Origin of the sequence: Streptomyces sp. NPDC058145 (assembly GCF_042884245.1) — a bacterium.
GTDB lineage: Bacteria > Actinomycetota > Actinomycetes > Streptomycetales > Streptomycetaceae > Streptomyces.
Genome location: NZ_JBHVUH010000023.1, coordinates 1 through 16,162, shown reverse-complemented (window position 1 = coordinate 16,162; position 16,162 = coordinate 1). Strand labels below are relative to the sequence as shown.

At 72.7% G+C, this 16,162-nt stretch carries 17 protein-coding genes and 1 pseudogene; 11 read left to right on the top strand and 7 right to left on the bottom strand.

The genetic code is table 11. From position 1 onward, the window contains the following. Positions 1 to 7: 7 nt before the first annotated feature. The 3 genes from ACFVVO_RS35560 (at position 8) to ACFVVO_RS35550 (ending at position 2,129) form a co-directional block, all read left to right on the top strand. Complete coding sequence (locus ACFVVO_RS35560; RefSeq protein ID WP_390060662.1) at positions 8 to 871, top strand: oxidoreductase; 864 nt, start codon at positions 8 to 10, stop codon at positions 869 to 871. A gap of 58 nt (positions 872 to 929) precedes the next feature. Beyond that, positions 930 to 1,538, top strand: coding sequence for a DNA polymerase ligase N-terminal domain-containing protein (locus ACFVVO_RS35555; RefSeq protein ID WP_390060660.1), 609 nt, complete (start codon positions 930 to 932; stop codon positions 1,536 to 1,538). A gap of 156 nt (positions 1,539 to 1,694) precedes the next feature. Continuing rightward, on the top strand, positions 1,695 to 2,129 hold the full coding sequence (locus ACFVVO_RS35550; RefSeq protein WP_390060658.1) for a cupin domain-containing protein: 435 nt from the start codon (positions 1,695 to 1,697) through the stop codon (positions 2,127 to 2,129). Here the strand turns inward: ACFVVO_RS35550 and ACFVVO_RS35545 are convergent, their stop codons facing one another. The 3 genes from ACFVVO_RS35545 to ACFVVO_RS35535 are packed head-to-tail and all read right to left on the bottom strand — an operon-like array spanning position 2,130 to position 5,359. Continuing rightward, positions 2,130 to 4,460, bottom strand: a complete 2,331-nt coding sequence (locus ACFVVO_RS35545) for a SpoIIE family protein phosphatase (protein WP_390060656.1) — start codon at positions 4,458 to 4,460, stop codon at positions 2,130 to 2,132. It abuts the gene before it with no gap. A 54-nt stretch (positions 4,461 to 4,514) separates the two neighbouring features. Then, on the bottom strand, positions 4,515 to 4,982 hold the full coding sequence (locus tag ACFVVO_RS35540; RefSeq protein WP_390060654.1) for a peroxiredoxin: 468 nt from the start codon (positions 4,980 to 4,982) through the stop codon (positions 4,515 to 4,517). Next, positions 4,979 to 5,359 (bottom strand): hypothetical protein, encoded by a 381-nt coding sequence (locus ACFVVO_RS35535; protein ID WP_390060652.1) that lies wholly within the window; start codon positions 5,357 to 5,359, stop codon positions 4,979 to 4,981. The genes ACFVVO_RS35540 and ACFVVO_RS35535 overlap by 4 nt, the downstream gene beginning before the upstream one ends. Before the next feature lie 185 nt (positions 5,360 to 5,544). Here ACFVVO_RS35535 and ACFVVO_RS35530 point away from each other — a divergent pair. From ACFVVO_RS35530 to hemC, 4 genes and pseudogenes are all read left to right on the top strand, one after another. Further along, positions 5,545 to 6,056, top strand: a pseudogene (locus tag ACFVVO_RS35530) (MFS transporter); the annotation flags it as partial. Positions 6,057 to 6,176: 120 nt separating this feature from the next. Further along, positions 6,177 to 7,130 carry an ATP-dependent DNA ligase gene (locus ACFVVO_RS35525; RefSeq protein ID WP_390060723.1) on the top strand — a complete coding sequence of 318 codons (954 nt, stop codon included), beginning with the start codon at positions 6,177 to 6,179 and terminating at the stop codon, positions 7,128 to 7,130. 112 nt (positions 7,131 to 7,242) lie between these two features. Beyond that, on the top strand, positions 7,243 to 8,013 hold the full coding sequence (locus ACFVVO_RS35520; RefSeq protein ID WP_390060650.1) for an NPP1 family protein: 771 nt from the start codon (positions 7,243 to 7,245) through the stop codon (positions 8,011 to 8,013). 89 nt (positions 8,014 to 8,102) lie between these two features. Continuing rightward, positions 8,103 to 9,038: a hydroxymethylbilane synthase gene (hemC, locus tag ACFVVO_RS35515; protein WP_390060649.1), complete on the top strand. Its 936-nt coding sequence runs from the start codon at positions 8,103 to 8,105 to the stop codon at positions 9,036 to 9,038. Between the two features lie 6 nt (positions 9,039 to 9,044). Here hemC and ACFVVO_RS35510 read toward each other — a convergent pair whose 3' ends face one another. Continuing rightward, complete coding sequence (locus tag ACFVVO_RS35510) at positions 9,045 to 9,569, bottom strand: hypothetical protein (protein WP_390060648.1); 525 nt, start codon at positions 9,567 to 9,569, stop codon at positions 9,045 to 9,047. A gap of 502 nt (positions 9,570 to 10,071) precedes the next feature. Here ACFVVO_RS35510 and ACFVVO_RS35505 point away from each other — a divergent pair. After that, entirely contained in the window at positions 10,072 to 10,863 is a 792-nt protein-coding gene (locus ACFVVO_RS35505) for an RNA polymerase sigma factor SigF (RefSeq protein ID WP_390060647.1), read from the top strand. A gap of 3 nt (positions 10,864 to 10,866) precedes the next feature. On the opposite strand, the gene ACFVVO_RS35500 is transcribed toward ACFVVO_RS35505, so the two are convergent. After that, positions 10,867 to 11,181, bottom strand: coding sequence for an ANTAR domain-containing protein (locus ACFVVO_RS35500; protein ID WP_390060646.1), 315 nt, complete (start codon positions 11,179 to 11,181; stop codon positions 10,867 to 10,869). A gap of 127 nt (positions 11,182 to 11,308) precedes the next feature. On the opposite strand from ACFVVO_RS35500, the gene ACFVVO_RS35495 reads away from it, so the two are divergent. Beyond that, positions 11,309 to 12,118: a VOC family protein gene (locus ACFVVO_RS35495; RefSeq protein ID WP_390060644.1), complete on the top strand. Its 810-nt coding sequence runs from the start codon at positions 11,309 to 11,311 to the stop codon at positions 12,116 to 12,118. Between the two features lie 39 nt (positions 12,119 to 12,157). Here the strand turns inward: ACFVVO_RS35495 and glgX are convergent, their stop codons facing one another. Then, positions 12,158 to 14,329, bottom strand: a complete 2,172-nt coding sequence (gene glgX / locus ACFVVO_RS35490; RefSeq protein ID WP_390060642.1) for a glycogen debranching protein GlgX — start codon at positions 14,327 to 14,329, stop codon at positions 12,158 to 12,160. A gap of 23 nt (positions 14,330 to 14,352) precedes the next feature. Further along, positions 14,353 to 14,865: a pep a2 gene (locus tag ACFVVO_RS35485; protein WP_390060640.1), complete on the bottom strand. Its 513-nt coding sequence runs from the start codon at positions 14,863 to 14,865 to the stop codon at positions 14,353 to 14,355. Positions 14,866 to 15,169: 304 nt separating this feature from the next. On the opposite strand from ACFVVO_RS35485, the gene ACFVVO_RS35480 reads away from it, so the two are divergent. Both ACFVVO_RS35480 and ACFVVO_RS35475 read left to right on the top strand, forming a co-directional pair. Then, entirely contained in the window at positions 15,170 to 15,469 is a 300-nt protein-coding gene (locus ACFVVO_RS35480) for a DUF5133 domain-containing protein (protein WP_143634047.1), read from the top strand. A gap of 106 nt (positions 15,470 to 15,575) precedes the next feature. Next, positions 15,576 to 16,162, top strand: a 587-nt coding sequence (locus tag ACFVVO_RS35475) for a maltotransferase domain-containing protein (RefSeq protein ID WP_390060638.1), incomplete at its 3' end; no start/stop codon positions are given.

The following is a 16,162-nucleotide window of genomic DNA, read 5'->3' as shown; positions in this document are numbered from 1 at the left end:
GCACGACATGACCGCACGACTCGGCGGCACCGTCACCCCCGCGGACGGTCTGACCCTGACCCGCATGGGCTACGGCGCCATGCAGCTCGCCGGACCGCACGTCTTCGGCCCGCCGAAGGACCGGGCCCGGGCCGTGGCGGTGCTGCGCGCCGCGGTGGAGGCGGGCATCACCCACATCGACACCGCCGACTTCTACGGCCCCGTCGTGGTCAACGAACTTATCCGGGAGGCGCTGCACCCCTACCCGGACGGCCTGCGCATCGTGACCAAGGTCGGCGCGCGGCGCGGCGCGGACGGCGGTTGGATCATGTCCCGGCATCCGGCGGACCTGAAGGCACAGGTGTACGACAACCTGCGGCACCTGGGGCTGGAGACGCTGGACGTGGTCAATCTGCGGCTCGGTGACGTGGACATCCCGAACGAGGATCCGGTGGCCGAGATGTTCGGCGCCCTGGCCGAGCTGCGCCGGCAGGGCCTGATCCGGCATCTCGGACTGAGCGCCGTGTCCCTGGCGCAACTGGAGGAGGCGCGGGGAATCGCCCCCGTGGTCACCGTGCAGAACCTGTACAACCTGGCCATCCGGCGGGACGACGCCCTGGTCGAGCGCACGGCGGCGGAGAACATCGCCTTCGTGCCGTACTTCCCGCTCGGCGGGTTCACCCCGCTGCAGTCCGGCACGCTGTCGAAGGTGGCCGCGCGGCTCGGCGCCTCGCCGCAGCAGGTCGCCCTCGCCTGGCTGCTCGGCCGCTCGCCGAACATCGCGCTCATCCCCGGCACCTCCTCCCCGGACCACCTGCGCGAGAACATCGCCGCCGCCGCGCTGGTCCTGCCCGCGGACGCGGTCGCCGAGCTGGACGGCGTGGCGGGCTGACCAGGCCCGTACCGGGGTACCCGGGGCGCGTGAGGCGGACGGACGGAGGGAGCCGCACGTGGCGACGGAGGACCGGCTGCGGACCTACCGCGGCAGGCGCGACTTCGAACGGACCAGCGAGCCGTCCGGCGGGGCGGCGGCCGCGGACGAGTGGCCGCGGTTCGTGGTGCAGATCCACGACGCCCGCCGGATGCACTTCGACTTCCGGCTCCAGGTGGGGGACGTGCTGAAGTCCTGGTCCGTCCCCAAGGGGCCGTCGACGGACCCCGGGGACAAGCGGCTGGCCGTGCCCACCGAGGACCATCCGCTGGAGTACGAGGACTTCGAGGGCGTGATCCCGAAGGGCGAGTACGGCGGGGGCACGGTGATCGTGTGGGAGCACGGGACGTACGAGCCGCTCAGCCACGACCGCCGGGGGCGTCCGCTGGACTTCGCCGAGTCGCTGGAGCATGGGCACGCCACGTTCCGGCTGCACGGCGCCAAGCTGCACGGCGAGTGGGCCCTCACCCGGTTCCGCGGCGGCCCGGACGAGGAGGAGTCCTGGCTGCTGGTGCGCAAGGGCCCCGCGCGGGCGGCGGGGCACGGCACCCCGGATCCGCGCCGGGCCCGTTCGGTGCGCACCGGGCGCACCCTGGCCCAGGTCGCCGCCGACGCCGGCGAGGAGTGACCGGCCGGACCTCGCACCCGGCTCCGGGCCGCCGGCCGGGAACGCCCTGTGCGGATCACCGGGCGCCGCAACCGGATCACCTGGTTCCGCCCCCAACACCCGCCTTACGCCTCTATGTTCGCGGCGGTAACCGCTCGCGACCCTGGAGGCTCCCGCATGCGCACCGCACTCCGCACCGCCCTCATCGGCGTGGTGACCGCCACCGCGTTCCTCACCTGCGGCACCGCGGGGGCCACCCCGCCGGGCCCCGGGGTGACGGCCCGGACCCTCGCCCAGAGGACGGTCGGCGGCACCGACTACACCCTGCGCGAGATCACCATCCCGCCCGGCCAGGGCACCGGCTGGCACTACCACGACGGTCCGCTGTACGGCGTGGTGAAGCAGGGCACCCTCAGCCACTTCGACTCCGGCTGCGCCTCCGACGGCGTGTACCGCAAGGGCGCGACGATCCAGGAGCCGTCCGGCCCGGACCGTGTGCACATAGGCCGCAACCTCGGCAGCATCCCGGTCGTCCTGGAGGTGCTCTACGTGCTGCCGCACGGCGCCCCGTTCTCGGAGGACGCGCCGAATCCGGGGTGCTCCTTCGAGTGATCAGCCGCCGGGCAGCGACTGCTGCGCCCAGATGGTCTTGCCGCTGCCCGTCTGCCGGCTGCCCCAGCGCTGAGTGAGCTGGGCGACCAGCAGCAGTCCGCGGCCGCCCTCGTCGTAGGCGTGCGCCCGGCGCAGATGCGGTGAGGTGGAACTGGCGTCGGACACCTCGCAGATGAGCGCGCCGTCGCGGATCAGGCGGAGCTGGACGGGCGGTTCGCCGTAGCGGATGGCGTTGGTGACCAGTTCGCTGACGACGAGTTCGGTGACGAACGCGATCTCCTCGAGACCCCAGGCGGTCAGCCGTTCGGTGGCCGCCTGCCGGAAGGCGGCCACCGCGGCCGGGTCGGGCGGGACGTCCCAGGTGGCCACCCGGTCGGCGCCCAGGGCGCGGGTGCGGACCAGGAGCAGGGCGATGTCGTCGGTGGGCTGCTCGGGCATGACGGCCTTGAGGACGTCGTCGCTGAGGGCTTCGAGGGAGTCGGCCGGTGCGCCGAGGGCGCGGCGCAGTTCCTCGGTGGCGCGGTCGACGTCCCGGTCGCGGTCCTCGACCAGGCCGTCGGTGTAGAGGGCGACGACCGAGCCCTCGGGCAGTTCGAGTTCCGTCGCCTCGAAGGGCAGCCCGCCGACCCCGAGGGGCGGCCCGGCGCTCATCGGGACGAACTCGGCGGTGCCGCCGGGCAGTACGACGGCCGGAGCCGGGTGGCCGGCCGCGGCCAGGCCGAGCCGGCGGGAGACGGGGTCGTAGACGGCGTAGAGGCAGGTGGCACCGAGTTCGGCGACCTCCTCGCCGGTCCCGTCGGAGGCCAGATGGCTGACCAGGTCGTCCAGGTGGGTGAGGAGCTCGTCCGGGGGCAGGTCGACGTCGGCGAGGGTCCGCACCGCCGTGCGCAGCCGGCCCATGGTCGCGGAGGACTGGATGCCGTGGCCGACGACGTCCCCCACGACCAGCCCGACCCGGCTGCCGGAGAGCGGGATCACGTCGAACCAGTCGCCGCCGATGCCGGCCAGCGAGCCGCACGGCAGATACCGGTGGGCCACCTCGACCGCGGCCTGCCCCGGCAGACCGCTCGGCAGCAGGCTGTGCTGGAGGGCGTGCGCGGTGTCGCGCTCGCGGGCGAAGCGGCGGGCGTTGTCGACGCAGACGGCGGCGCGGCTGGCGAGTTCCTCGGCGAAGACGGCGTCGTCGGGGCCGTAGGCGTCCGAGTGGTACTTGCGCACGCACACCGCGGCGCCGAGGGTGATGCCCCGGGCGCGCAGCGGCACCGCGATCATCGAGTGGACGCCCTCGCGGTGGGGCCGGCCCTCCGGGGAGCGCGCGTTGCGGTCCGCGAGCCACTGGTCGAACGCCGGCTCACCGGCCTGGGCCAGCACCGCCCGGCCCTCGCGGAGGGCGACGGCCGGTGGGGTCGATGGCAGGTACTCCTCGGACTCCCCCGGCTTCAGCGCCGCGCCCTGGTTGCCCGCCACGACGGAGCGGTGGGCGACGCGCCGCAGCTCGATGCCGCCCCGGGGGGCCGCCGGCGGCTCGTCCGCGCCGAGGACCCAGTCCAGCAGGTCGACGGTGGCGAAGTCGGCGTACTGCGGGACCAGGAGTTCGATCAGCTCCTCGGCCGTGCGCACCACGTCAAGGGTGGTGCCGATGCGGGTGGCGGCCTCGTTCAGCAGGGCGAGGCGGCGCCGGGCCCAGTACTGCTCGCTGCTGTCGAAGGCGGCCAGGGCCACCGCGGCCGGCTCGCCGGAACCGTCGCACAGGGGCCACATCTCGATGCTCCAGGCGTGTGCCCGGTGCAGTGCGGGGGCGCCGGTGAAGCTCTCGTAGCGGACGGGCCGGCCAGTCTCGGCCACCTCGCGCAGATGGCGCACGAACCCCCGGGTGTCCTCGCCCTCCTCCACGGTGTCCGTGTAGAAGCGGCCGACCAGCGCCTCCTCGGGCACCCCCATCAGCCGGCAGGCGATGCCGTTGACGTACAGGTAGCGCTGTTCGAGGTCGAGGACCGACATCGCCATGGAAGCCTGCTGGAAGGCCTCGCCGACCAGCACCGGGCCGGTCGGGCCGGCCGTGATCACGTGTCCGGCCGGTGCGCCGTCGGCGCCGAGCACCGGGCAGACGGTCACGGCCACCTCGACCGGATGTCCCTCGCGGTGGCGCAGGGTGAGGATGCCGGTCCCGGCGGCCAGGACGCCGCCGGGTGGTTCCCCGGCGAGCAGCTCGGCCGCCGGCCGGCCGACGACCTCGTCCGCCACGCGGCCCGTGAGCAGCCGCGCGCCCTGGCTCCACCCGGTCACCCTGCCCTGGGCGTCGATGACCACAGCGGCCGCGACTCGCTCCATATGCCCCAGGATGATCCGAATGCTCCGGTCCATCAAGCGCGGCAGCGGACCGGATCAGTCCCGGGGGGCGCGCAGCACCGCCAGGGCACGGTCGGCGTGGGTGTTCATGCGCAGTTCGCTGCGCACCACCTCCAGGACCGTGCGGTCCTGGCCGATCACGAAGGTGACCCGCTTGGTCGGGGCGAGGGTGAAGCCCCGCCTGACCCCGAACCGGTCACGCACCGCACCGTCGGCGTCCGACAGCAGCGGCATGCCGAGGGTGTGCCGTCCGGCGAACTCCTGCTGGCGTTCGACGCTGTCGCCGCTGATCCCGACCGGGCGGGCGCCGACGGCGGCGAACTCGGCGGCGAGGTCGCGGAAGTGGCAGGCCTCGGCGGTGCAGCCGGGCGTCAGGGCGGCGGGGTAGAAGAACAGCACGACCGGGCCGTCGGCCAGCAGCTCGGTGAGCCTGCGGAGCGTGCCGGTCTCGTCCGGCAGCTCGAAGTCCTCGGCCTTGTCGCCCACCTCGACACGTTCGGTCACGACCGTCCCTCCCCGTTCCGGGCCACTCCGCGGGCCCACAGCACCAGGGGCACCTGGAGCGGCAGCCGGGCCAGGGCCGCGTTGCGCTGGGGCGCGGGCCGGTGCCGCCAGTCGACGGCCATCTTCACATTGGCGGGAAACACCCCGACGAAGAAGGCGGCGGCCGCCCTGGCGGCCAGGGGGCGCGTCCGGCGCGCGGCGACACCGGCCGCCAGGGCCAGCTCCACGGCTCCGCTGCCGTACGTCCAGGTCCGCGGCGAGCCCGGCAGTGCTCGCGGGACGAGGTGGTCGAACTGGCGGGGTGCGGCGAAATGGGCGACCCCCGCGGCGGCCAGCAGGCCGGCGAGCAGCAGGGGTGAGCGTTCGGACCGGGGCACGGTTCCTCCTCAGGTGACCTGCCGCCGGATATTACTCGACAGTAGTCCCGGCCAGGGCCACTTCCGGCGGGCAGGGAAGGGAAAACACGCGGTGCCGCACCCGGAGCGTGGGTGCGGCACCGTACCGGCCGGCCCCGGGGCGTGCGGCTGCGGGCGCGGTCAGCCCCCGGATCGATCGTGATGGCCCGCAGGGTCTGGTGATGATGGCCATGGCCCCCGTCTCCGCCCTGATCACCAGGTCCCGGGCCCGAAGATCACGCTGATGACCGGCGCGGTCGTCGTGGCCGCCGGATACGGCCTCAACATCGTGCTGATGAGCGAGGTCTGGCACCTGGTCCTGGTGTCCTGCGTCATCGGCGCCGGTGTCGGGTCCGCCTACGGTGCCATGCCCGCGCTGATCACGGGCGCCGTGCCGCTCTCGGAGACGGCCGCCGCCAACGGCCTCAACACCCTGATGCGGTCCATCGGCACCTCGGTGGCCAGTGCCGGCGCCGGCGTGGTCCTCGCCCAGATGACGACCAGCCTGGGCGGCCACGCGCTGCCGTCCGAGGACGGCTTCAAGGTCGTCCTGGCGCTCGGCGCGGGCTCCGCCGTCCTGGCCTTCCTGCTCGCCTCCTTCCTGCCCCGCCACCGCCCTGCGGCCCCGGTGGCGGCCCCGGCGACCGCGGGCGAGCCGTCGGCCGAGCCGGTGGGCTGAGAACGGCCGGACCGGCCCCGGGCCCGTTCAGGGGAACCGGGGCCGAATGGCGCGTGAGGGCGGCGGGAGCGGTCGACACCTTCAGCCGTGAACGCCCTGACCCTGCCGCTCGTCGCGCCCATGCTCGCCACCCCCGGCCCGCTGCCGCCCGCCGCCCAGGACGAGCGGTGGGCGTACGAGACCAAACAGGACGGCCAGCGGGTGATGGTCTATCTGCCCGGCGACGGCAGCGTCCTGCTGCGCGCCCGCTCCGGCGAGGACATCACCGGCGCCTACCCCGAACTCCGGCCGCTCGGCACCGCCCTCGGCACCACGCCCGCCGTCCTGGACGGCGAGGTGCTGGCCCTGGACGAACTGGGCCGCTCCGACTTCCAGTTGCTGCAGAGCCGGATGGGCCTCGCGCACTCCCCCGCCCGGGCGGCCCGCCGCGCCGCCCAGGTGCCGGTCCACCTGGTGCTGTTCGACGTCCCGCACCTGGAACGGCCCCTGCTCCGGCTCCCCTACACACGGCGGCGGGCGCGGCTGACGGAGCTGGGCCTGACCGGACCGCACTGGTCGACGCCGGCCGCGGTGACCGGACACGGCGCCCAGGCCCTCCGGGCGACCCGGGAGCACGGCCTGGAGGGCTTGGTGTGCAAGCGGCTCGACTCGGTGTACGAGCCGGGAGTGCGCTCCCGTTCCTGGATCAAGATCCGGAACATGCGCAGCGAGGACGTGATCGTCGGCGGCTGGCTGCCCGGCAAGGGGCGGCTGACCGGGCTGCCCGGCGCCGTACTGGTCGGCCAGCGCGCCGGTGGCCGGCTGCGCTACGTCGGCGGGGTGGGCACCGGCTGGAGCGAGGCGGAGCGGACGGAACTGGCCCGGCTGCTGCGGGCCGCGGCGAGCGGCCGCTGCCCCTTCGACCCCGTACCGCGCGTCGCGGGCGCCCACTGGGTGCTGCCCCGGCTGGTCGGCGAGGTCAGCTACAGCACCCGGACCCGGGCCGGGATGCTGCGCCAGCCCTCGTGGCAGCGGCTGCGCCCCGACCTGGCCGCCGAGGAGTCGTCGGCGGACCTGCCGGAGGACTTCGGTTAGGCGCGGCTGTTCCACGGTCCTTCACTTCTGTGACGCCTGTGACCCCTTGGCAGCGGGGCGCACGGCCGGGATGCTGAACTCCCCTGCTCCCCGCCGCAGTTGGAGGTCCCCCATGCCCTCGCCGCGTATCCGCCCCCGGAGCTGGCTCGCCGCGCTCGCCGGTGCCGCCGCTCTCGTCGTGACCTTCCCCTCCGCCGCCTTCGCCGCGCCGCCCACCGCGCTGCCCCGCAACGCCGAGCCCGCCGAGCTGGCGTACCAGCCGGCCTTCGACTACGACACCGACGGCTGCTACCCGACGCCCGCCATCGGGCCGGACGGCACGGTCAACGGCGGTCTGAACCCGACGGGCGCGCTGAACGGCAACTGCCACGACGCCTCCGACCTGGACAACACCAACAGCTACTCGCGCTACAAGTGCAACAACGGCTGGTGCGGCTACCTCTACGGCCTGTACTTCGAGAAGGACCAGGCGCTGGCCGGCAGCAGCATCGGCGGGCACCGGCACGACTGGGAGCACGTGGTGGTGTGGGTGCAGGACGGGCAGGTGCGGTACGTGTCGACGTCCAACCACGGCTCGTTCACCGTGCACGCGGTCTCCGAGGTCCGCTTCGACGGCGGCCACCCCAAGGTCGTCTACCACAAGGACGGCATCGGCACGCACTGCTTCCGGCTGGCCAACGCCAATGACGAGCCGCCGGAGAACCACAAGCACACCTGGCAGTACCCGCCGCTGGTCGGCTGGAACGGCTATCCGGCGGGGCTGCGCGACAAACTGGCCACCTACGACTTCGGCAGCGCCAACTTCGGCCTGAAGGACGCGAGTTTCGCCTCCCACCTGGCCTCGGCGAAGCCCTCCGGCATCCCCTTCGACCCGAACGCCTGACGCCTTATCGCCACCGCCACCGCCACCGACTTACGACTGTCCAGGGGGAGCGCGAGAGACGGCGGCCGTGAGGGTCTATGGTGTCCACCATGTCCGTGCCCGAGTTGATCCGTATCGTCTCCCGCGACTCGCCGATGGCCCTCGCCCAGGTCGAGCGGGTACGCGCCGAGCTGGGCGTACTGCACCCGGGGATGCGCACCGAGGTCGTCCCCGTGAAGACCACCGGGGACAAGTGGCTCGGCGATCTGTCCCAGGTCGAGGGCAAGGGCGCGTTCACCAAGGAGGTGGACGCCGCCCTGCTCGCCGGGGAGGCGGACCTCGCGGTGCACTGCGTCAAGGACGTGCCCGCCGACCGGCCGCTGCCCGCAGGCACGGTGTTCGCCGCGTTCCTGAAGCGGGACGACGTACGGGACGCGCTGGTCCACCCGGGCGGACTCACCCTGGACGAGCTGCCCGCGGGCACCCGGATCGGCACTTCCGCGGTGCGCCGGGTGGCCCAGCTCGCCGCCTCGCACCCGCACCTGGAGTGCGTGCCGTTCCGCGGCAACGCCAACCGCCGGCTGGCCAAGCTGGCCGACGGTGAGGCGGACGCGCTGCTGCTCGCGGTGTCCGGTCTGGAGCGGATCTGCCGCCAGGACGTGATCAGCGAGGTGCTGTCCACGGAGACGATGATGCCGCCGATCGGCGCGGGCATCCTCGCCCTGCAGTGCCGGGAGGGCGACACCGAGCTGATCGACGTGATCAGCGGTCTCGGCCATCCGGACACCCATCGGGAGGCCACGGCCGAGCGGATGTTCCTGCATGTGCTGCAGGGCCACTGCAACAGCCCGATCGCCGGTTACGCGCGCGTGGACCGCGGTGGTGAACTCTCCCTGCGGGCCTGCGTGTTCACCCCGGACGGCAAGACCCGGCTGAACGCCCACGAGTGGGCGGGCCGGCTGGACGCGGCCACGCTCGGCACCTCGGTCGCGGTGTCGCTGCTGCGGCAGGGGGCGCGGGAGATCATCGACGGCATCCCGCACTGACCCGGCTCAGGCGCCGCCCGGCTCCGTCTGCTCCTTGAGGAAGGCGCTCACCTGGTGGGCCAGGCTGGTCTGCGCGCCGGCCGCCGGGGCTGCGGGCGCGGTGGCCTCCAGCACGCCGATGCCGCCCGCCCACAGCCTGCGGTCGGCCCACTCCTCGTCCACCCGCAGCTGCACCTGGACGTCCACGTGCGTCAGGGAGGCCTCGGGACCGGCCGCGTAGAGCACGGCGGTGGCCCGGCGCAGCGGGTAGACGTCGAAGCCCTCGATGAACTGGGAGTTGCGCCAGTCGATGAAGGCGCCCTCCCCGTCCGGGCCGAGCCGGACGTCGATCTGGCCGTCCTCGAGGTGGATGCCGTAGTGCCGCGAGCCGCGGTTCTCGATCGTCACCCGGACAGTGAAGTACGTCAGACCCGCGGCGGCGTCGTCGCGTCCGCGCGGCGGCTCGGCCGCTTCCAGGCGGTGGACGCGGATCCGCAGACCGGCATGCTCGTCGTACTCCTGCCAGTCCCCGACCACGTTCGGCTCGTACACAATGCCCCTCTCCACCTTTCGAGAGCTGCTGTCTATCTGTGTGCCGAGCGGACTGTCAAATGAGCAGAATGCGCTGTGGCCAGCGGGTTCGCCCGCTTTGATCGGTGATCAAGCGCTGCCCAGGAGAAATCCCTTCGGCGGGCTCCCGGGCATGGTCGGGGTGCGTGCCGCACATCACGTCCGCGGCGGGCCCGGCGCGCCGGGGCACCGGGCGGTTCAGCGGGCCGGCCGCCGAGCGTCGGTGTGGGGAAGGCCGCCGGTCGGGATCGCCCGGGTCGCAGAGGTGACGAACCAAGGAGCGGTCAAGAAAGGGCCCGACCATGACCCGAATAGACCGTTTTGTTTCGATATGCCCGGCAGAGGGAATGGGTACTGCGTGCTTCGGACAGGAGGCACGTCCGTGGGAGCCGGTCCGGCCGGGCGCCCCGGTGTCCCTTCAAGCATTTGAGCGCACCCTCCCACGGTGTCTGTCGATCAGCACCTGCTGAGAGAGGTGCGCGCGATGCCTGTCACTGGCAGCACCAGGCCTCACCCCCACGACGACGCCCCCGACACGGGCAGGTCGTTCGAGCGGCTCGCCGGCCTGACCGAGGGGCCCGAGCGGCAGACGCTCCGGGACGAGCTGGTCCGGCTCTGGCTTCCCATGGCCGAGCGGATCGCGGTGCGGTTCCGCGGCCGCGGGGAGTCCCTCGAAGATCTCTACCAGGTGGCCGCGCTCGGCCTGGTCAAGGCCGTCGACCACTACGACCCGGCCCGCGGCCGGGCTTTCGAGGCGTACGCCGTACCCACCATCACCGGCGAGATCAAGCGCCATTTCCGCGACCACATGTGGACCCTGCATGTGCCGCGCCGGGTGCAGGATCTGCGCAACCGGGTGCGCGGCGCCGTCAAGGAACTGGCCCAGACCACGCCCGGCCGGGCGCCCACGGTCGCCGAGATCGCCACCCACACGCGCCTGAGCGAGGACGAGGTGCGCACCGGCATGGAGGCGCTGGAGTGCTTCTCCGCGCTGTCCCTGGACGCCGAGGTGGCCGGCACGGACGGTTACGCGCTCGGGGACTCCCTGGGCTCCCCGGACCCCGGCTTCGACCTGGTCATCGACCGGGCCGCGGTCAAACCGTGTCTGGCGGCACTGCCCGAGCGCGAGCGCACCATCCTCTACCTGCGGTTCTTCGGCGGGATGACGCAGAGCCGTATCGCCGAGCAACTGGGCATCTCGCAGATGCATGTCTCGCGGCTGCTGAGCGGCTGCTTCGACCGGCTGCGCGAGGAACTGCTCGCGGAGGCGGGCTGAGTCTCAGTCCCCCGCCGTCCCCGGCAGCTGGGTGGGCCCGTAGCTGTCCAGGCTCTCCTCCAGCGCGGCGCGGATGTCCGGCGGGATCTCGCCGCGGCGGCCCCAGATCACGATCAGCTCCGCCACGTTGCGCAGCTTGATGTTGGTGTGCTGCGAGACGTCCTTCAGCACCTGCCACCCCTGGTCCGGGGTCACCCGGCCGAAGGCGACCATCATCCCGATGGCCTGGTCGACGACGGCATGGGAGGCCACGGCCACCTTCAGCTGGTCGACTTCCGCCTGCAGCTCGACGATCCGGTCCGCGTCGCTGTGCGTCATGCCTCCATCCTGTCACCCGCCTGGACGATGGGCACCGGGGTACTCGACGAGCACATGAGGCCCTTCCGGTTGGACACTGGTGCGTGAGCGGTGGCCGCCGGGCCCCGAGACTCAGGACGCGACAGCCATGAACGATGACAAGCCTGCCGGTGGTGGGACGAGGACGCGCGAGCTCGTCTCGACGCACTCCGTCTTCGGCGCCCCGTGCTGGGTGAGCCTGACCAGCCGTGATCTGGGCGCGACCCAGGAGTTCTACTCGGCCCTGCTGGGCTGGCGGTGGCGTGGCGCCAAGCTCGGCGAGCACTTCCGCATCGCCCTGGCGAACGGGGTGCCGGTGGCCGGGATCGCCGCGGTCGCCTCGATGTGGCAGATGGCGGTGGCCTGGACCCCGTACTTCGCGGTGCCGGACGCCGACGAGGCCGTGTCCCGGGCCCGGGAGCGCGGCGGTACGGCGGCTGTCGGGCCGCTGTCGTTCCCGCCGGGACGGGCGGCGCTGCTCGCCGACCGGGACGGGGCCACCTTCGGCATCTGGCAGGGCGAACTGGTCGGCAACTGGGAGGCGTGGCGCCAGGCGGCCCCGACCTTCATCCGGCTGCACACCCGCAACGCCTTCGACTCGGCGATCTTCTACGGCGAGATCCTCGGCTGGGCGTCCGGCAGGCCGGGCTGCTGCGAGGTCCAGTACGAGGGCGGCGAGGTGGTGCTGCGCAGCCGGGGAGACGTGGTGGCGCGCATCGACTCGGGTGCGGTCGAGACGGCCCCGGACCCGTCCGTGCGGCCGCACTGGCAGATCCACTTCGCGGTGGACGACGTGACGGGGTGTGCCCGCACCGCCGAGAAGCACGGCGGCAGCGTACTGAGCGAGGACGAGCAGGAAGCGATCCTGCGCGACCCGGACGGCGCCCAGTTCACGGTCACCTCCCGCGGGATGCGCTGACCCGCTGCCCGACCCGCTTCGGGCGGCGGGCCGGGCGGATCAGCGGGTGCCGTGGGCCGGACGGGTGCCGTGGGCCGGACGGGTGCCGCGGGCCGGGCGGGAGTCGCGGGCCGGGCGGGAGAGGACGACCAGGCTGCGCGGCTCCACCCGCAGCCGGGTGCCGGCCTTGCGTTCCCGCTCGTCGGGGATGCCGTCCGGGTCGGCGGTGTCGATCAGGGTCGTCCAGCGCTCGCCGAAAGACTCGTCGGGCAGGCGGAAGACGACCGGTTCCCAGTAGCCGTTGAGCAGCAGCAGGAACGAGTCGTCGACCACCCGGCGGCCGTGCGGGTCGCGTTCGGCGATGGCGTCGCCGTTGAGGAACACGCCCATCGAGTACGCGTCCTCGCGGTGCCAGTCCCGCTCGGTCATCTCGCGGGCGTCGGGCCGCAGCCACATCACGTCGGGCAGCGGCTGTCCGGCGTTGGTCGGGGTCTCGCCGTGGAAGAAGCGGCGCCTGCGCAGCACGGGGTGCCGGGCGCGCAGGTCGATCACGTACCGGGTGAAGTCGGCGAGCGAGCGCTGCTCGTCCGTGATCTCCCAGTCGACCCAGGAGACCTCGTTGTCCTGGCAGTAGGCGTTGTTGTTGCCGCGCTGGGTCCGGCCCAGTTCGTCGCCGTGGCAGAGCATCGGGATGCCCTGCGAGAGCAGCAGCGTGGCCAGCAGGTTGCGCTGCTGGCGGGCGCGCAGTTCCAGCACGTCCGGGTCGTCGGTGTCGCCCTCGGCCCCGCAGTTCCAAGACCGGTTGTGGCTCTCGCCGTCCCGGTTGCCCTCGCCGTTGGCCTCGTTGTGCTTGTCGTTGTAGGACACCAGGTCGCGCAGGGTGAAACCATCGTGCGCGGTGACGAAGTTGACGCTGGCGCGCGGTGTGCGGCGGCTGTGCTGATAGAGGTCGGACGATCCGGTCAGCCGGGAGGCGAACTCGCCCAGCGAACCGGGCTCCCCGCGCCAGAAGTCCCGAACGGCGTCCCGGTAGCGGCCGTTCCACTCCGACCACAGCGGCGGGAAGTTGCCCACCTGGTAGCCGCCCTCCCCCACGTCCCAGGGTTCGGCGATCAACTTGACGCGGCTGATCACCGGGTCCTGCTGGATCAGGTCGAAGAACGCGGACAGCCGGTCCACCTCGTGGAACTGCCGGGCCAGTGTGGCCGCGAGGTCGAAGCGGAAACCGTCGACGTGCATCTCGGTCACCCAGTACCGCAGCGAGTCCATGATGAGCTGGAGCACGTAGGGGTGGCGCATCAGCAGGCTGTTGCCGGTGCCGGTGGTGTCGTAGTAGTGCGCCCAGTCGCCGTCGACCAGCCGGTAGTAGGAGGCGTTGTCGATGCCCCGGAAGGACAGCGAGGGGCCGAACTCGTTGCCCTCGGCGGTGTGGTTGTAGACCACGTCGAGGATGACCTCGAGGCCGGCCGCGTGCAGCGCCTTCACCATCGCCTTGAACTCGTTGACCTGCTGGCCCGAACTGCGGAAGGCGGCGTAGGCGTTGTGCGGGGCGAAGAAGCCGATGGTGTTGTAGCCCCAGTAGTTGGCGAGACCCCGGTCCTGCAGGACGCCGTCGTGGATGAACTGGTGGACCGGCATCAGCTCCACAGCGGTGACGCCGAGCGAGGTCAGGTGCTCGATGACCGCGGGGTGCGCGAGACCGGCGTAGGTGCCGCGCAGCCGCTCGGGGATCTCCGGGTGGGCGCGGGTCAGGCCGCGCACATGGGCCTCGTAGATGACGGAGTCCGCGTACGAGCGGCGCGGCGGGCGGTCGTCGCCCCAGTCGAAGTACGGGTCGGTGACCACGCCCAGCATGGAGTGCCCGGCGCTGTCGCCCGGCGAGGGGCCGTCGGGCGAACGCTCGTACAGGGAGGCGTGGTTGTCGATCTGGCCGTCCACGGCGCGGGCGTACGGGTCGAGCAGCAGCTTCGCCGGATTGCAGCGGTGGCCGAGGGACGGCTGCCAGGGGCCGTGCACGCGGTAGCCGTAGCGCCGGCCGGGGCCGACGCCGGGCAGGTAGGCGTGCCAGACGAAGCCGTCGACCTCGTGCAGCGGGACGGACGTCTCGGCGCCGGCGTCGTCGACCAGGATCAGCTCGACGCGCTCGGCGACCTCGCTGAACAGGGCGAAATTGGTGCCCTCGCCGTCGAACACGGCCCCCAACGGGTAGGGGTGCCCGCTCCAGACGGACACCCCTTTCCGGGACTTCCGTGCCGTCACCGGGCGCCCGCCAGGACGCCGTCCGCGGCGGTCGCCGGCGCGGCGAGCGCGGCCACCCGCAGCTCGCGCGGCACCTGCAGGCCCTCGGTGAGGCTCGGCGCCGGGGCGGTCGGGACCAGCGGGACGCGCTCGCCGGTGCGGGCGCGCTGCGAGAACCAGATGATCACGCTTCCGGTCGCCGAGGCGCAGCAGCCCCATCCGTCACTCATGGCGGCGATGTCCGCCAGGCAGGCCCGCAGATCCTGGTCCGGACGCAGATCGCGGTCTCCGCCACCGACCGCCGTGATCAGATGCTGGCCGTTCCACCACATCTCGATCGACATGGTCTTGTCCGTGGCATGCTGGTCGATCGCCCGCAGCAGCAGTTCGGCACCGCGGCGGACGGGGGCCACGAGGTTGTCGAGGTCCCAGTAGCGGAGGTGGGCGCCCAGGATGCGGCTGAGCTGTCCCACCCGTTCCGGGCTGACTTCCACATCGATGTGGTAGTAGCAGGGCACTGCGGTCTTCATCGTCGCTTGCTCCTCACCGGCGAGGCTCTCGCTCCCTCACCCCGTCCGGGAGGGATCCCGGACACCGAGCGTGAGCAGTGATCGCTTCTGAGTCACCTCCCACAGTGAGGTCGCTACGCCATTCGTGCAACACGAGCGCCCCGAACGGCCGGATGGTTGAACGTCCAACAGGACGGTGCGTGTCTGTACGTGCACCATGAGTGAAAGCCTCGATCGCCGTAACGGTTCCGTGCCCACCCCTGCGCGGACACCACCCGACCGTCGGGAACGCGCCCAGTCGAGAGCGTGGAAGGTGAAGAGGGTCATGCTGCTACCCGCCAAGGCCGAAGTGGCCAGGCAGTTGCGGCGTTACCGGGCCTGGGAGCGCGTCATGCTCGCCTCGCCCCACGACCGCACGGTCCGGGCAACCTTCGAGGACTCGGGCTACACCTTGTGCGTGCTGATGGGAAAACGCTGCGCCCGGGAGGCAGCGGACGCGGCCGAGCGCTATCTGCGCTCCACTCTGGCCGGCTACCTGCGCGAGCAGGACGGCCGGCCACAGCCGGGCCGGGCGGCGCGGCGCGCGCCACCTTCGGAGCGGCGTTCCACGGCGCCAAGCCCATGACCTGGCACCGTACATGGCGTTCCCCACGGACGGCAGCAGCCGGACGTGCATCGGATCGCGAAGCCGGGCCCTGGGCCCGGCTTCGCGCACGGCGGAGGTGAGAACGATGCGCAGGACCCCGGCCATCGGCCGCGTACCGGTACGTGACGTCCGGCCGGCCGTGGAGTGCGGCAGGCGCCCGGCGAAGGCGGTGACCGGGGAGACGTTCCAGGTCACGGCCACCGTGTTCCGGGAGGGGTACGACGCCGTCGGTGCCAATGTGGTCCTGCGGGATCCGAAGGGCCGTCGTGGCCCCTGGACGCCGATGCGGGAGCTGTCTCCCGGCAGCGACGTGTGGGGCGCGGACATCACGCCGGACGCCACCGGCCGCTGGACCTTCCGGGTGGAGGCGTGGAGCGATCCGCTGGCGACCTGGCGGCACACCGCCTCCGTCAAGATCCCGGCGGGCATCGACACCGGCCTGGTCCTTGAGGAGGGCGCCGAACTCTACGAGCGGGCCGCCACCGGGGTGCCCAAGGGGCCGGAGCGGGTCCTGATCCTGGAGGCCGCGCACGCGCTCGGCGACGACACGCGGTCGGTCAACCACCGCCTGAAGCCCGCGCTGTCTCCGGAGGTGGCGGCGGTGCTGTCCCGTTATCCGCTGCGGGAGTTGGTGACGGCGTCGGAGGCGATGCCGTTGCTGGTGGAGCGGGA

Bases quoted from the DNA above. Each gene is read 5' to 3' on its own strand.
- ACFVVO_RS35560 (WP_390060662.1), top strand. From the start codon at position 8: ATGACCGCACGACTCGGCGGCACCGTCACCCCCGCGGACGGTCTGACC.
- ACFVVO_RS35485 (WP_390060640.1), bottom strand. From the start codon at position 14,865: ATGAAGACCGCAGTGCCCTGCTACTACCACATCGATGTGGAAGTCAGC.
- ACFVVO_RS35550 (WP_390060658.1), top strand. From the start codon at position 1,695: ATGCGCACCGCACTCCGCACCGCCCTCATCGGCGTGGTGACCGCCACC.
- ACFVVO_RS35520 (WP_390060650.1), top strand. From the start codon at position 7,243: ATGCCCTCGCCGCGTATCCGCCCCCGGAGCTGGCTCGCCGCGCTCGCC.
- ACFVVO_RS35495 (WP_390060644.1), top strand. From the start codon at position 11,309: ATGAACGATGACAAGCCTGCCGGTGGTGGGACGAGGACGCGCGAGCTC.
- ACFVVO_RS35500 (WP_390060646.1), bottom strand. From the start codon at position 11,181: ATGACGCACAGCGACGCGGACCGGATCGTCGAGCTGCAGGCGGAAGTC.
- ACFVVO_RS35545 (WP_390060656.1), bottom strand. From the start codon at position 4,460: ATGGAGCGAGTCGCGGCCGCTGTGGTCATCGACGCCCAGGGCAGGGTG.
- hemC (WP_390060649.1), top strand. From the start codon at position 8,103: ATGTCCGTGCCCGAGTTGATCCGTATCGTCTCCCGCGACTCGCCGATG.
- ACFVVO_RS35525 (WP_390060723.1), top strand. From the start codon at position 6,177: ATGCTCGCCACCCCCGGCCCGCTGCCGCCCGCCGCCCAGGACGAGCGG.
- ACFVVO_RS35505 (WP_390060647.1), top strand. From the start codon at position 10,072: ATGCCTGTCACTGGCAGCACCAGGCCTCACCCCCACGACGACGCCCCC.
- ACFVVO_RS35480 (WP_143634047.1), top strand. From the start codon at position 15,170: ATGCTGCTACCCGCCAAGGCCGAAGTGGCCAGGCAGTTGCGGCGTTAC.